Raw genomic sequence first — 13,518 nt, forward strand, 5'->3', positions numbered from 1 at the left:
CATGAACCCCGCTGCCGACCTCGAAACCGCCCAGGTGCCCCGCGAAGGCTTGCGCCGGGTCGCCATCGACCCCGTGTCGCGCGTCGAAGGCCACGGCAAAGTCACGCTGCTGCTGGACGAGCAGCACCGCGTGCACCAGGTGCGGCTGCACATCGTGGAGTTTCGCGGCTTCGAGCGCTTCATCCAGGGCCGGCCCTACTGGGAGGTGCCGGTGATGGTGCAGCGGCTGTGCGGCATCTGCCCGGTGTCGCACCACCTGGCGGCCAGCAAGGCGTTGGATGCCGTGGTCGGCGTGCGCCAACTCACCCCCACCGCCGAAGCCATGCGCCGGCTCATGCACCATGGGCAGATCCTGCAGTCCCATGCGCTGCATTTCTTCCACCTGTCCTCGCCCGACCTGCTGTTTGGCTTCGAGTCGGAGGTGGAGCGGCGCAACATCGTGGGCGTGGCGCAGGCCCATCCGGACATCGCCAAGCAAGGCATTCTGCTGCGCAAGTACGGGCAGGAGGTGATCCGCCTCACCTCGGGCAAGCGCGTGCACGGCACTGCGTCGGTGCCCGGGGGCGTGAACCGCTCGCTCACCGGCGCGCAGCGGCTGGAGCTGCAGCAGGGCATCGCACAGGTCATCGCCTGGAGCCGGCAGGCCGTGGCACTGGTGCAACAACTTCATGAACAGAACCCGGCGCTGTACGACGTGTTCGGCACCTTCCGCTCGCCCATCATGGGGCTGGTGGCGCCGGACGGCAGCCTCGACCTGTACGACGGCGCCCTGCGCGCCACCGACGCCGACGGCCAACGCCTGTTCGACCGGTTCGATGTGAATGGCTACGACCGCCTCCTGACCGAAGAGGTCAAGCCCTGGACCTACATGAAGTTTCCCTACTTCACCGCCCTGGGGCCGGAGCAGGGCTGGTACAAGGTGGGGCCGCTGGCGCGCATCCAGAACGCCGACCGCCTGCCCACCCCGCTGGCCGAGCAGGCGCGCCAGCAGCTGCTGGCCTACGCCCGCGCGCGCGGCCACGCCGTGCTGCACGCCACCCTGGCCTACCACTGGGCGCGCATGATCGAGATGCTGCACGCGGCCGAAACCATCGAATGCCTGCTGCACGACGACGCGCTCGAAGGCACCGACCTCATGGCCCAGGGCGAGCGCCCGTCGGCTGGCGTTCGCGAAGGCGTGGGCGTCATCGAAGCCCCGCGCGGCACGCTCATCCACCACTATCAGGTGGGCGATGATGACCTCGTCACCATGGCCAACCTGATCGTCTCCACCACCCACAACAACCAGGCCATGAACACGGCGGTGCGCGAGGTCGCGCGGCGCTACCTGGACGGGCGCGAACTCACCGAAGACCTGCTCAACCACATCGAAGTCGCCATCCGCGCCTACGACCCCTGCCTCTCGTGCGCCACCCATGCGCTGGGCCAGATGCCGCTGGAGGTGGTGCTGCTGGATGCCGATGGCACCGAGCTCGACCGCAAGGTGCGCCATTGACCGTGGCTGAGCAAACGACCGCCCCCACCCTGGTGTTTGCCTGGGGCAACCCCAGCCGGGGCGACGACGCCTTGGGCCCCCGGTTTGCCGAGGCCGTGCAGAGCTGGCAACTGCCCGGTGTGGAGTGCCTGACCGACTTCCAACTCCAGGTCGAGCATGCGCTGGACTTGGTGGGACGCGAGCGCGTGCTGTTTGTGGACGCAACTGTGGACGCAACCATGGAAGTGTCGGGCGTCCCGTTCACCGTGACCCCCCTGCACCCCCGGCGGGACGCCAGCTTCACCAGCCATGCCCTGTCGCCGCAGGCGGTGTTACAGGCCTTTGCCGACACCCAGACACAACCGCCACCTCCTGCCTGGTTGTTGTCGCTGCCAGGCGCAGCCTGGGGGCTGGGGGAGCCGGTGTCGGCGACGGCCGAGCACGCCCTCCACGCTGCCCTGACCTGGGCCCGCCCTTGGCTGGCAGGGGAGGCCGCTCACCCCGGCATGCCGGCTCACGGCGTGGTTGTGCCCGAAGGACCGCCTGCCGGACGCTGAAAACGCTGCCGCAACGCGGCGCAGTGGTCTTGCGGCGGGGCCGCAGGCGTGGGCCAGACGGCATCGGGGGACAGCGGGGTCCCTTCAGGCGCCAGCGGTTCGGCGCCTGCCGTGCGCAGGTCGATCACCCGGACCTGTGCCGTGGGCAGTGCCGGATCGATCTGTGCCAGCTGCCAGGGCACACCGATGTCCTTGCGCGCGTGCTGCCGACCCGTCAAGAGCAGCACCACCCGGTCAGGCTGCAGCAGCGATCGCACGGTGTGGGCCATGGCCTGGTCTCGGGCGATCTGGATGCGAGCCATGCCGGGCCACTGGCTTGCCGGCAACAACTCGCAATGGGCGGTGTGGATCAGCGCCTGCAATGCTTGCCAGCCATCGGGTGGCAGGGTGCGGTCGAGCGTGGTGTCGGTCATGGCCGAACGCATGGCCCAGCGAGGCAGGTTGCCGCCGTGCACCGGCACACCGGACCGCACCGCCACCATCACCACCGGGCCATAGCGTTCCCAGGGCCAGTCGGCATCGGGCCAGGCCAGCGCTTGCTGCACGCGCTCGGGCGCACTGTCGGTGGGCAAGCCAGTGGTGCTGTGGCCGCGTGGGGCCATTTCCAGCACCAAGGCGTGCAACAGTTCCCGGCTGGCCAGGTGGTGCACCACCTCGGCCTGCAGCGCCTGGTGGGCGTCGGCGTCATGCTGTTCACCGATGATCAGCACCTGCGCGGGCAGCAAGGCATCTACACGCTGAGCCACCTCGGACGGGCGGACTTCTGGCGTCATGCCCTGAGCCGCCCTGACAGGCGTCAGGCCAAACGTGGCCGTCAACACGACCACCAGCCCCAGCAGGCGCCATGACGCTGCCAGCCACGACCAGCTAAAGGCGCTAGGATAAGGGGTTGTCATCCTTGTAAACCTTGTTTTGGAGTCATCCCATGGCCAAGAAAGCCCCGCCCGCCCCCGTCAAGCCCCTCAAGATGGACATCGGTATCAACGACAAGGACCGCGCCGCCATCGCCCAGGGGCTGAGCCGGCTGTTGGCCGATACCTACACGCTGTATCTGACCACGCACAACTTCCATTGGAACGTGACCGGGCCCATGTTCAACAGCCTGCACGACATGTTCATGGCCCAGTACACCGAGTTGTGGAATGCGGTGGACCCGATCGCCGAGCGCATCCGCGCCCTCGGTCATGTCGCTCCCGGGTCCTACGCCGAATACGGCAAGCTCAGCTCCCTGCCCGACGCCCCAGCGGTACCGCCGAAGGCCATGGAGATGGTGCGTATCCTCGCCCAAGGCCATGAGGCGGTGGCCCGTACTGCCCGCAGCCTCTTTCCGCTGGTGGAAAAGGCCAGCGATGAGCCCACCGCCGACATACTCGTGCAACGCCTGGCTGTGCACGAACAGACCGCCTGGATGCTGCGCAGCCTGCTGGAAGACTGAGCCCCGCTTCAGTGCACCACGACTGGCGTCTGAGCCAGCGTGGCATAGCGTTCCAGCGTGTCCTCCACCTCTTCTTGGGTGGGGGTGTCGCGCTGCCAAGCCTGGATCTGCTGCTGAAACAACTCGGCCCAGGAGCCGTCGAGATAGACCTCCTTGCCCGAGCGTTTGTCAACGATTTCGAACCCATGACGGGGCATCTGTGGGCCATTCGCGGACTCGTTGGCTTGCACATCGCAAGCGTGGGCAGGCACATTCGCGAAGATATGCACCACCGCGAAGGATTCTGAGTCGTAGAGCATGTGCATGGTTCAAATGTCCTCGAAATGCGATAACCCTGCAAGCTTCATGCCGTGTCCCTGACACGTTTTTCGGCATGGCTGCCACGACCTGGATATGGAGGCCGACCGGCGGCACTTCAAGAGGCGATGAGCGGGGGCTCAAGGGAGGCGGCGCAGCCGTTGGTCCACCCGGTGGCCTTCATCGTCCTCCAGCACCAGGCGAGCGGGCAGATGGTGCACGGCAGGCGCGAGCCACAAGGTGATTTGGGTGTCTCCCGGGTCGGCGCGTTCGCGCTCCAGGCGCAATGCCGGCAGGCTGCCGGCGGGGGTGTCCACCGCTTCCTGGGCGGCGAGGCGGAAACGCCACGGTTCGGTACCGCCCTGGCCCAGCACCGGTACCACGGCGGTGGCGCTGCCCATCGCCTCCTGCGCCTGGGACCTGGCCCACAGACCCAGCTGAAAAAACAGGCTCAGACGGTCCTGCGTGCCCGCGACCAGAGGCCCGTCATGCATCAACTGCCCATCGCGCAGATAGCGGAAACGCTGCTCGGCCCAAGCCAGCTCGTAGCGCCGTTCGCGGCGGGCCTGGTCGATGTAGCGCTCGGGGCGCAGGCCGTCGCGGCTGAGCCGGCCCTCGGAGCGCTGGGTACGGGTGCCCACCAGCGGCGCACGCATGTCCAGCGATGCTGTGTAGGCCGCCCCATTCGGTTCCCAGTGCAAGACGCTGGCGGCGCGGTAGGGCAGGCCGCGCGCACGGCCGCTGACCTCGTATTCCAGCGTCATGGCCGCTGGCCATGGCGGCGGCTCGACGGCACGGCCGGTGCCCCACATGCCCACGGCAGCCGCACCCGTTGCGGTCATCCAGGCGCGGCGGGTCCAGCCAACGGTATCCTTGGTGTTTGACTCCATGGGCCCAATCGTACACTTGTCGGCCATGAAACTCGCCACTTACAAGGACGGCTCCCGCGACGGTCAGCTCGTGGTGGTCTCGCGCGACCTCGGCATGGCCCACTATGCCACGGGAATCGCCGGCACGTTGCAACAGGCGCTCGATGACTGGAATTTCATCGCGCCGCAGTTGCAGGACCTTGCGGTCACCCTGAACCACGGCAAGGCCCGGCACGCCTTTCCTTTCGACCCCCGGATGTGCATGGCCCCGCTGCCCCGAGCCTATCAGTGGGTGACGGGTGCCGCTCACCCCCGCCCGGTGGAGGCGCAAGGCCCACTCCAGCGCCCGAGCGACGATCTGCGTGGCCCCTGTGACGATCTGATCCTGGCGCAGCCGGGTTCAGGCGTCGATGTCGGCGCCGGGATCGCGGTGATCACCGATGACGTGCCCCAGGGAGCCACGCCTGAGCGGGCGCTGGAAGGGGTGCGGCTGCTGATGCTCTACAACGACACGGCGCTGGCTGTGGCCCGACAGGGCGCATGCGGCGAGCGCATCCAGCCCGGGCCGACCGCCTTCGGCCCGGTGGCGGTGACCCCCGACGAACTTGGCGAGGCCTGGCAGCAGGGGCGCTTGCACCTGACCCTGCAGATCACCTGCGCCGGACGCAAGCTCGGCATGTGCGATCTCGCCGACATGCGCGGCTCCTTCGGCACGTTGATCGCGGACCTGTGCCGCACGCGCCGGTTGCGTAGCGGCAGTATCGTGGGAGGTGGGATCGTCGGGAGCTCCCCGGTGGACGCGGACGGCCGCCCCGATTGGCCCAAGGGCCACGGCTGCATCGCCGACCGCCGGGCCGCCGAACAGCAACGCGATGGCCGGGCCGTGACGGCCTACCTGGCCCTGGGAGACGTGGTGCGGCTGGAGGTCAAGGGGCGCGACGGACAGTCGGTCTTCGGCGCCGTCGAGCAAACGGTGGCCGCGCCGGTCTGAGCCTTGGTTTCCGTCAGCTGGCGTACACCGTGTCCAGCGAACGGAAGCCTTTGATCTCGATCGGGTTGCCGAAAGGGTCGCGGAAGAACATGGTCCACTGCTCCCCAGGTTGCCCCTGGAAGCGCACCTGCGGTGGGATCACGAAGCGCACGCCAGCGGCGGTGAGCCGATCGGCCATGGCCCGCCAGTCGTCGAGTGTGAGTATCAGCCCGAAATGCGGCATCGGCACCCGGTGATCGCCCACATGCCCGGTATCGGCGGTGGCCAGCGGCTGGCCCAGGTGCAGCGAAAGCTGGTGGCCGAAGAAGTCGAAATCCACCCAGGTGTCGGTGCTGCGGCCTTCGGTACAGCCCAGCAGCCCACCGTAGAAGCGGCGGGCTTCGTCGAGGTCGGTGACGTTGAAGGCGAAATGAAACAGGCTGCGCATGGCGGTCACAGGGACGGATGGGTCACGTCCCGGTCGTGCTCGGCCTTGTCCTGACAGGCCACGCAGCGCAGGGCGGTGGGGTTGGCGTGCAGCCGGGCGGTGGGGATGTCGACGCCGCAGTCCACGCACAAGCCATAGTCGCCCGAGGCGATGCGCTGCAAGGCGGCATCGATGGCGGCCAGGGTTTCGGCCTCCCGCTCGTCGATGGCCATGGCCAGGTCACGCTCGGCGTCGGCCTGCGCCCAGTCGCCGCTCTGCACGTCACGCAGGTCGCCAGCGGCTTCGGCACGCCCGATTTTGCCGCCGCGCTGGGCACGGATCTGTGCAATCACGTCGCTGCGCATCTGTTGCAGCTGTTGGGCAAAGGTATCGGAAATGTGCTGGCTCATGGGAAGGCTCCTGTGCTGAATGGATGCATTGTCATGCAAACGGGGTGGTTCTGCCTTGATGCGGGTCAAGGCCGGGAGTGTCAAGCCAGGCGAGCTGTGGCATGCTTGCAGGTATCCGTTTTGCCCTGGAGCTGGACCATGACCGCACCCGACATGCACGCTTTCGCCAAATACATCCCCGGCTTCGAGTTTTTGCAGAACCTCTCGCGCCAGACGGCCGCCGGTGCGGCCCCTGGGCAGGCTGGAGCCGCACCCGGCATGCCTCCGATGAGCCACTGGGTGGCCCCGACCTTGGATGTGGAAGAACTGGACAAGCGCATTCAGGACCTGCGGGCCGTGCATTTCTGGCTCGACCAGAACACCAAGGCCCTGGCCGCGACCATCCAGGCTTTGGAAGTGCAGAAGATGACGCTGGCCGCGCTCAAGGGCATGAACGTGAGCTTGCAGGACATGGCCGAGGCATTTCAGATTCGCCCCGAGCCCACGGCCGATGCCGCGGCTGCCACGGCCGCCACGGCGGCCCCAACACCGGCAGCGCCGCCTTCTGAAGCCGCTGCTGCCAATGCCGCCCCCGCGCTGGACCCGCTGCAATGGTGGAACGCGCTGACCCATCAGTTCCAGACCATTGCCAACGGGGCCATCCGCGACATGGCCGAGCATGCCAGCCGGGCGGCCGAACAGATGACCCAGACGGTACAGGCCGGCACCGAACCGGCGGCCGCCGCCCAGGCGTCCCCCGCCGATCTCCCGCCCCCGACCCGCAGCCGGGCCACGAAGCGTCCCCGCCCGGCGCCCCGCCAGACCACAGGGGCGTCCCGGCCTGCAGCGAAAAAAGCACCTGCCGCTGCCACGCGCAAGAAGGCCAGCACGGCCAGGAAGGGATGAAGCGGTTTCCCTACGCCCACGCCACCCACCCGCAATGGCGCATGGCCGCCGCGCTGGTGTTGGCGCAGCTGCGCGCCCAGATGGCCCTGCCCGACCATGCGTCCCAGCCGGCGTTGGGCCTGCTCTACATCACCGACCACTACGCCGCCGAGGCGCCAGGCATCCTGGATCATCTGAGCACCGAATTGCCCGAGGTCACGGATTGGGTGGGGACCGTGGGGGTCGGCATCGTGGCCAACAACGTGGAGTACATCGACGAGCCGGCCCTGGCCGTCATGCTGTGCGACCTGGCCCCTCATCAATACCGTGTTTTCAGTGGGGTTGCCCCGCTGGCGGCGACCCAGGACACCGACGGCTTCGTGCCGCAAACGGCGCTGGTGCACGCGGATGGATCCACCCCTGACGTGGCCGAACTGATCGCCGAGGTGGCGCAGCGGACCTGGAGTCACCACGTCTTCGGAGGCCTGGCATCGAGTCGCGGCCCGACGGTGCAGTTCGCCCGTTCCAGTCGAGGAGCCGTGGCCGGCAGCGGTCAGCGTGGCGCTGTTGGGGTGTTCCATGGGGGATTGAGCGGTGTGGCCTTTGGGCCTGACGTGCGGCTGCTGTCCCGCGTCACACAGGGAGTTCGGCCATTGGCGGGCATGCACCGCATCGACCGCGCCGATCACAACGTCGCCCTGGTGCTGGACGGCCGCCCGGCCCTGGAAGTGTTGTTGGAGGACTTGGCGATCACGTTGGACGACCCGCCCGCTGCGGTGCAACGGTTGCGCCAGACGCTGGTGGGCCTCACCGCGCCGGAGCCGGCTCGGGGGCCTGGCCTGCAGGTGCCCGGCGCCGTGGGGGACGATGTGCTGGTGCGGCATCTGATCGGACTGGACCCGGGCCGGCGTGGCGTGGCCATGGCCGATGTCGTGCCTGTGGGCGGGCGGTTGGTGTTTTGCGAGCGCCATGTGCAGGCCGCCAAGGCAGACCTGATGCGCATGTGTGCCGAAATCCGCGAGGAGCTGGAATCTCCTGCCACGCAGGCAGAGGGCTCACCCTTCCCAGCGCAGGCGCAGCCTGCGAGGGAGCGCATCGTGGGCGCGGTGTATGTAAGCTGTAGTGGCCGCGGCGGGCCGTACTTTGGTGGATCCAGCGCCGAACTCCAGGTCGTGCGCCATGCGCTGGGCGATGTGCCGCTGGTTGGCTTCTTGGCCAGTGGCGAAATCGCGCACCACCGGCTGTATGGGTACACCGGTGTGCTCACGGTCTTCGCAACGGCCGACAGCGAGGCGGCATGAGTCAAACCTGAGCGCGGGAGGCAGCGACGATTTGCAGACTCAGACCCCGCGCGCACGCTCGGCCTGAAAGCGTTGCCGAAAGGCGCCGAAGGTGCCCGCGTCCAGCGCCTCGCGCACCTCACGCATCAGGTTCAGGTAGTAGTGCAGGTTGTGGATGGTGTTGAGCATGGGGCCCAGCATCTCGCCGCATCGGTCCAGGTGGTGCAGGTAGGCGCGGGAAAAGCCGTCGCGGCCGCCGTTGTCCCAGCTCACGCCGCTTGGGCCCGCGCAGGCGTAACAGGTGCAAGTGGGGTCCAGTGGTTGCGGGTCGGCCTTGTGGCGCGCGTTGCGGATCTTCAGGTCCCCGTAGCGGGTGAAGAGGGTGCCGTTGCGGGCGTTGCGGGTGGGCATCACGCAATCGAACATGTCCACGCCACAGGCCACGCCGTCCACCAGGTCCTCCGGGGTGCCCACGCCCATCAAGTAGCGTGGTTTGTGGGCGGGCAGGCGGTGCGGTGTGTGCGCCATGATCTGCCGCATCAACTCCTTGGGTTCGCCCACGCTCACGCCGCCGATGGCGTAGCCGGGGAAGTCCATCTCCACCAACGCTTCCAGCGACTCCTGGCGCAGATGCTCGAACATACCCCCCTGCACGATGCCGAACAGCGCATTGGGGTTGCCCAGGCGTTCGAACTCGGCTTTGGATCGCAACGCCCAGCGGCGGCTCAACTCCATGCTCCGGCGCGCTTCGGCCTCGGTGGTGATGTGGCCGCTGCCCCCCTGGCTGGGTGGGTTGCCCTGCCAGTACGGTGTGCACTCGTCCAGCTGCATCACGATGTCGCTGTTCAGGACGGTCTGGATTTGCATGCTCACCTCGGGCGACATGAACAGCCGGTCGCCGTTGACGGGCGAGGCGAAATGCACGCCTTCCTCGGTGATCTTGGCGCTGTGTGCCAGGCTCCAGACCTGGAAGCCGCCCGAGTCCGTCAGGATGGGTTTGTCCCACTTCTCGAACTGGTGCAGGCCGCCAAAGCCCTTCACGATGTCCAGCCCCGGGCGCATCCACAGGTGGAAGGTGTTGCCCAGGATGATCTGCGCACCCATGTCGTGCAGGCTTTGCGGCGTGACGCCCTTGACGGTGCCATAGGTGCCCACGGGCATGAAGATGGGGGTCTGCACCACGCCGTGGTTGAGCGTGAGCGTGCCACGGCGGGCGTGGGAGCCTTCGTAGCCGCCGCGGGGCGGGTCGGTGATCAGGAGGTCAAATTGCAGCATTGGGCATATTGTGCAAGGCTTTTGCATGGAAGCGGGGAGAATAGCCAGCCCAAGCAGAGCCCATCGCAGTTGGGCTATAGTCCAAATAAATAAGCCATTGGTAATCGAGGAGATTTTCATGCTTGAACGAATGACGGTGGTCAAACGTCTGTTCCTGGGCTTTGGGGTGCTGCAGGCCATTCTGATCGCCGTCACACTGACGGGCGTGTTCAGGGTGTTGTCGATCGAGGCTGCGCTGGCCGAGAACAGCCTCGAACATGCGCCCATTCAGCGTTTTGCGATCAACTTCCGCGGCTCGGCCCACGATCGATCCATTGCGATCCGGGATGTGGTTCTGGCGGGCACGCAAGAGGAGGTGGATCGCGAACTGCGGCGCATTCAAGATCTGGCCAAGTTCTATGCCGATGCTGCCGCGCCTCTGGAGCAACTGCTGGCGACTTCTGCCAACAGGGAGGAACTGCAACGTTTGTATGGAGCCATCAAGGCGATCGAGGCCCAGGCCGTTGCGTCCACGCAGGCCGTCGCCAGCCGTGTGGCGCAAGGCGATCCAGAGGGCGCCCGTACCATCTTATGGACCCAGGTCAAGCCCCAATATGAGCAGTGGCTGGCGGCCATCAACCGGCTCATCGACTTCGAAGAAGCCAACATCCAAGCCAAAAACCAGATTGCACAAGAACAAGCGGCAGGCTTTTTGAAAGTGATGTTGTTCGCGCTGGCCTTGGCCTTGGTGATCGGTATCACGTTGGCGGTGGGTATTTCTCGCAGCATCATTCGCCAGCTCGGTGCAGAGCCTGCCGCTTTGGGTGATGTGGCCCAGCGGGTGGCCAAGGGCGACCTGCAATCGGTACAGGGTATTCGGGCGCGAGACAGTCGCAGCGTGCTGGCTTACTTGGGGGCGATGCAGGCCAGCCTGGAGTCCATTGTGTCGAAAGTCCGTTCGGCTTCCAGTGTGATTGCCAGCCGATCCACCGAGATTTCCCAGGACAACGCGGATCTGAATCGGCGAACCCAGGAGCAGGCCGATCATCTGCAAAAAACCGCTGCATCCATGGAGCAGATGAATGCCGCGGTTCGTGCCAATGCCGATTCGGCCCAGGAGGCAGCCCGGCTGGCGGCATCGGCCAGCGATGCCGCTCACCAGGGCGGCGAGGTCATGCAACAGGTCATTCAGACCATGGATGACATCTCCAGCAGTTCACGAAAAATAGGCGACATCATCGGTGTGATCGACAGCATTGCGTTCCAGACCAATATCCTCGCTTTGAATGCGGCGGTCGAGGCTGCCCGTGCGGGCGAGCAGGGGCGCGGCTTCGCTGTCGTGGCTTCGGAGGTGCGCAGTCTGGCGCAGCGCAGCGCTGAAGCGGCTCGCGAGATCAAGTCGCTGATCGAGGCCAGCGTCGGCAAGGTGGAGTCTGGCTCCCAGCTGGTGACCAATGCCGGCGCCAAGATCGAAAACATCGTGCAGCAGGTGCAGCAGGTGGCCGGCATCATCCGCGACATCAGTGTTTCCACACAGCAGCAAACCAGTGGCATAGGAGAGGTCAGCGAGGCACTGGCCGAGCTGGACCGCTCCACACAAGACAATCTCTCGCTGGCGCAAAGGGCTTCTGTGGCAGCCGACGATCTCTACCGCAACGCCCAGTTGCTGCAAGAGGCGGTTCAGGTCTTCAGACTGAGCCGGGACGACTCGCCGCAGACCCCCTTGCTGGCCATCAGCCCGCCCGCTTCAGCAGCATCGAATCACCGTAACTGAAAAAGCGGTAGCGCTGCTCGATCGCATGCCGGTACAGCGCCATGATGTGGTCATGGCCCGCGAAGGCGCTCACCAGCATCATCAGTGTGCTTTTGGGCAGGTGGAAGTTGGTGATGAGCACGTCCACCACCTGGAAACGAAAGCCTGGGGTGATGAAAATGTCGGTGTCGCCGCAGGCCAAGCCGGTGCGGGCCCAGCTTTCCAGCGTGCGCACGCTGGTGGTGCCGATGGCGACGATGCGTCCACCCCGGGACTGGGTCTCGCGTATGGCCTGCTGCGTGGCTGCGGGTACCTGGTACCACTCGCTGTGCATCACATGCTCGGCGATGTTCTCGGTCTTGCAAGGCTGAAAGGTGCCGGCTCCCACGTGCAGCGTGACGCTGGCGCGCTGCACGCCGCGGGCGTCCAGGGCCGCGAGCACACCTTGGTCAAAATGCAGCGCGGCGGTCGGCGCGGCCACGGCTCCCGGGTTTTTCGCAAACACGGTCTGGTAACGCCGCTCGTCTTCTTCCGTGTCACCGTGCTGGATGTAGGGTGGCAGCGGCACGTGGCCGTGCGCGGCCATCAGGGCATGGGGCTCGCCGCTGAATGCGAAGCGAAACAGCGGCCCGTCATCGTGGGGCCAGCGGCCCAGCAGCGTGGCGGTGAATGCCGTGCGGGTGCTGCCACGGGCGTGCATGTGCAGCGTCGCGCCCACAGGGGGCTTTTTGCTCACCTTCATGTGTGCCACCACCTCGTGGCCAGGGCCGGGCAACACACGCTCCACCAGCAGCTCCACTTTGCCCCCAGTTGCTTTTTCGCCAAACAGCCTGGCCTTGATCACCTGGGTGTCGTTGAACACCAGCAGATCGCCCGGCAGCAGCAGCTCGGGCAGCTCGCGGAAGAGGCGGTCCACCGGCGGCGCGCCTCTGCCATCGAGCAGGCGTGAGGCGCTGCGTTCGGGCGCGGGGTGCTGGGCAATGAGCTCAGGCGGCAGCGAAAAATCGAAATCGCTGAGGGTGAAGACGCGGGTTGCGTCAGCGGTGGATGCGGTCATGGGCTTGAGGGCCGGACGGGCCCGTTCCAAGTGAAACAAGGCCGCGATTGTCGCAGAAGGTATGATGTTGCGCTGCAACAAGCAGGAGAATCCCATGGCCCTCGTCGTGTTCAATCAGAAAGGTGGGGTGGGCAAGTCCACCATCGCGTGCAACCTCGCGGCCATCAGCGCGGTCCAGGGTTTGCGGACCCTGCTCATCGACCTGGACCCGCAGGGCAATTCGACCCGCTATTTGCTGGGCGTGCCGGCAGCGGCCGACCAGCCCACCGTGGCCAGTTTTTTCGATCAGACACTGAGCTTTACCTTCAACCCCTTGCCGGCCAATGAATTCGTGATCGACACGCCGTTCGATGGCTTGAAGGTGATGGCCGCCAGCGAGCGACTGGACGAACTCCAGCCCAAGCTGGAATCGCGCCACAAGATCTACAAGTTGCGCGAAGCCTTGCAACAGTTGGCCGACAGCTACGACCGGATCTACATCGACACCCCTCCCGCGCTCAACTTCTACACCCGCTCGGCGTTGATGGGGGCCAGTGGCTGCCTCATTCCCTTTGATTGTGATGATTTCTCACGTCAGGCGCTTTACACGCTGCTGGCCAATGTGCAGGAAATCCGCGCCGATCACAACCCGGGGCTGGACATCAAGGGCATCGTGGTCAACCAGTTCCAGCCGCGTGCCAACCTGCCGCAGCGGCTGGTGCAGGAATTGGTGGACGAAGGCTTGCCGGTATTGGAGCCCTATCTGCCCGCTTCGGTGAAGGTGCGTGAGTCGCATCAGCTGGCGCGGCCCATGATCCATCTGGATTCGAAACACAAGCTCACGCAGGCCCTCTGGGCTTTGCACGAGCGGCTGGGTTGAGGGTGCGGGGGC

The 13,518-nt window shown here is 66.2% G+C and carries 15 protein-coding genes; 8 read left to right on the forward strand and 7 right to left on the reverse strand.

What is annotated here, in order from left to right:
* Position 1: 1 nt before the first annotated feature.
* Both HZS63_RS05465 and HZS63_RS05470 read left to right on the forward strand, forming a co-directional pair.
* Positions 2–1,495 carry a Ni/Fe hydrogenase subunit alpha gene (locus HZS63_RS05465; RefSeq protein WP_180683043.1) on the forward strand — a complete coding sequence of 498 codons (1,494 nt, stop codon included), beginning with the start codon at positions 2–4 and terminating at the stop codon, positions 1,493–1,495.
* Positions 1,496–1,497: 2 nt separating this feature from the next.
* On the forward strand, positions 1,498–2,031 hold the full coding sequence (locus HZS63_RS05470) for a hydrogenase maturation protease (protein ID WP_343039953.1): 534 nt from the start codon (positions 1,498–1,500) through the stop codon (positions 2,029–2,031).
* Here the strand turns inward: HZS63_RS05470 and HZS63_RS05475 are convergent.
* Positions 1,989–2,927 carry a ChaN family lipoprotein gene (locus HZS63_RS05475; protein ID WP_180683044.1) on the reverse strand — a complete coding sequence of 313 codons (939 nt, stop codon included), beginning with the start codon at positions 2,925–2,927 and terminating at the stop codon, positions 1,989–1,991. The two genes, HZS63_RS05470 and HZS63_RS05475, sit on opposite strands and share 43 nt — an antisense overlap.
* Positions 2,928–2,956: 29 nt before the next feature.
* Here HZS63_RS05475 and HZS63_RS05480 point away from each other — a divergent pair, with 29 nt between their 5' ends.
* Complete coding sequence (locus HZS63_RS05480) at positions 2,957–3,466, forward strand: Dps family protein (RefSeq protein WP_180683045.1); 510 nt, start codon at positions 2,957–2,959, stop codon at positions 3,464–3,466.
* Between the two features lie 8 nt (positions 3,467–3,474).
* Here HZS63_RS05480 and HZS63_RS05485 read toward each other — a convergent pair whose 3' ends face one another.
* A complete protein-coding gene (locus tag HZS63_RS05485; protein ID WP_180683046.1) occupies positions 3,475–3,771 on the reverse strand; it encodes a BTH_I0359 family protein in 297 nt (98 codons plus the stop codon).
* Positions 3,772–3,903: 132 nt separating this feature from the next.
* Positions 3,904–4,653, reverse strand: a complete 750-nt coding sequence (locus HZS63_RS05490) for a DUF3108 domain-containing protein (protein WP_180683047.1) — start codon at positions 4,651–4,653, stop codon at positions 3,904–3,906.
* A 25-nt stretch (positions 4,654–4,678) separates the two neighbouring features.
* Between HZS63_RS05490 and HZS63_RS05495 the strand changes: the two genes are divergently transcribed.
* Positions 4,679–5,623, forward strand: a complete 945-nt coding sequence (locus tag HZS63_RS05495; RefSeq protein WP_180683048.1) for a fumarylacetoacetate hydrolase family protein — start codon at positions 4,679–4,681, stop codon at positions 5,621–5,623.
* A 13-nt stretch (positions 5,624–5,636) separates the two neighbouring features.
* Here HZS63_RS05495 and HZS63_RS05500 read toward each other — a convergent pair whose 3' ends face one another.
* Both HZS63_RS05500 and HZS63_RS05505 read right to left on the reverse strand, forming a co-directional pair.
* Positions 5,637–6,050: a VOC family protein gene (locus HZS63_RS05500; protein WP_180683049.1), complete on the reverse strand. Its 414-nt coding sequence runs from the start codon at positions 6,048–6,050 to the stop codon at positions 5,637–5,639.
* A 5-nt stretch (positions 6,051–6,055) separates the two neighbouring features.
* Positions 6,056–6,439, reverse strand: coding sequence for a TraR/DksA family transcriptional regulator (locus HZS63_RS05505; protein ID WP_180683050.1), 384 nt, complete (start codon positions 6,437–6,439; stop codon positions 6,056–6,058).
* A 138-nt stretch (positions 6,440–6,577) separates the two neighbouring features.
* Here HZS63_RS05505 and HZS63_RS05510 point away from each other — a divergent pair, with 138 nt between their 5' ends.
* Both HZS63_RS05510 and HZS63_RS05515 read left to right on the forward strand, forming a co-directional pair.
* The gene (locus HZS63_RS05510) at positions 6,578–7,324 is read left to right on the forward strand and encodes a PhaM family polyhydroxyalkanoate granule multifunctional regulatory protein (RefSeq protein WP_180683051.1); all 747 of its coding nucleotides are present in this window, start codon (positions 6,578–6,580) and stop codon (positions 7,322–7,324) included.
* Positions 7,321–8,604 carry an FIST signal transduction protein gene (locus HZS63_RS05515; RefSeq protein ID WP_180683052.1) on the forward strand — a complete coding sequence of 428 codons (1,284 nt, stop codon included), beginning with the start codon at positions 7,321–7,323 and terminating at the stop codon, positions 8,602–8,604. The genes HZS63_RS05510 and HZS63_RS05515 overlap by 4 nt, the downstream gene beginning before the upstream one ends.
* A 39-nt stretch (positions 8,605–8,643) precedes the next feature.
* Here HZS63_RS05515 and tgt read toward each other — a convergent pair whose 3' ends face one another.
* Positions 8,644–9,858, reverse strand: coding sequence for a tRNA guanosine(34) transglycosylase Tgt (gene tgt, locus HZS63_RS05520; RefSeq protein ID WP_180683053.1), 1,215 nt, complete (start codon positions 9,856–9,858; stop codon positions 8,644–8,646).
* A 118-nt stretch (positions 9,859–9,976) separates the two neighbouring features.
* Here tgt and HZS63_RS05525 point away from each other — a divergent pair, with 118 nt between their 5' ends.
* Entirely contained in the window at positions 9,977–11,611 is a 1,635-nt protein-coding gene (locus HZS63_RS05525; protein ID WP_180683054.1) for a methyl-accepting chemotaxis protein, read from the forward strand.
* Here the strand turns inward: HZS63_RS05525 and queA are convergent.
* Entirely contained in the window at positions 11,571–12,647 is a 1,077-nt protein-coding gene (gene queA, locus HZS63_RS05530) for a tRNA preQ1(34) S-adenosylmethionine ribosyltransferase-isomerase QueA (RefSeq protein WP_180683055.1), read from the reverse strand. The genes HZS63_RS05525 and queA overlap by 41 nt on opposite strands.
* Positions 12,648–12,741: 94 nt before the next feature.
* On the opposite strand from queA, the gene HZS63_RS05535 reads away from it, so the two are divergent.
* Complete coding sequence (locus HZS63_RS05535) at positions 12,742–13,506, forward strand: ParA family protein (RefSeq protein ID WP_180683056.1); 765 nt, start codon at positions 12,742–12,744, stop codon at positions 13,504–13,506.
* Positions 13,507–13,518 lie beyond the last annotated feature (12 nt).

It is taken from the genome of Tepidicella baoligensis (assembly GCF_013432195.1).
GTDB classification, from domain to species: domain Bacteria; phylum Pseudomonadota; class Gammaproteobacteria; order Burkholderiales; family Burkholderiaceae_C; genus Tepidicella; species Tepidicella baoligensis.

Coding starts and splice junctions, on each gene's coding strand:
- HZS63_RS05465 (WP_180683043.1), top strand. CDS start 2: ATGAACCCCGCTGCCGACCTCGAAACCGCCCAGGTGCCCCGCGAAGGC.
- HZS63_RS05475 (WP_180683044.1), bottom strand. CDS start 2,927: ATGACAACCCCTTATCCTAGCGCCTTTAGCTGGTCGTGGCTGGCAGCG.
- HZS63_RS05480 (WP_180683045.1), top strand. CDS start 2,957: ATGGCCAAGAAAGCCCCGCCCGCCCCCGTCAAGCCCCTCAAGATGGAC.
- HZS63_RS05485 (WP_180683046.1), bottom strand. CDS start 3,771: ATGCACATGCTCTACGACTCAGAATCCTTCGCGGTGGTGCATATCTTC.
- HZS63_RS05490 (WP_180683047.1), bottom strand. CDS start 4,653: ATGGAGTCAAACACCAAGGATACCGTTGGCTGGACCCGCCGCGCCTGG.
- HZS63_RS05495 (WP_180683048.1), top strand. CDS start 4,679: ATGAAACTCGCCACTTACAAGGACGGCTCCCGCGACGGTCAGCTCGTG.
- HZS63_RS05500 (WP_180683049.1), bottom strand. CDS start 6,050: ATGCGCAGCCTGTTTCATTTCGCCTTCAACGTCACCGACCTCGACGAA.
- HZS63_RS05505 (WP_180683050.1), bottom strand. CDS start 6,439: ATGAGCCAGCACATTTCCGATACCTTTGCCCAACAGCTGCAACAGATG.
- HZS63_RS05510 (WP_180683051.1), top strand. CDS start 6,578: ATGACCGCACCCGACATGCACGCTTTCGCCAAATACATCCCCGGCTTC.
- HZS63_RS05515 (WP_180683052.1), top strand. CDS start 7,321: ATGAAGCGGTTTCCCTACGCCCACGCCACCCACCCGCAATGGCGCATG.
- tgt (WP_180683053.1), bottom strand. CDS start 9,858: ATGCTGCAATTTGACCTCCTGATCACCGACCCGCCCCGCGGCGGCTAC.
- HZS63_RS05525 (WP_180683054.1), top strand. CDS start 9,977: ATGCTTGAACGAATGACGGTGGTCAAACGTCTGTTCCTGGGCTTTGGG.
- queA (WP_180683055.1), bottom strand. CDS start 12,647: ATGACCGCATCCACCGCTGACGCAACCCGCGTCTTCACCCTCAGCGAT.
- HZS63_RS05535 (WP_180683056.1), top strand. CDS start 12,742: ATGGCCCTCGTCGTGTTCAATCAGAAAGGTGGGGTGGGCAAGTCCACC.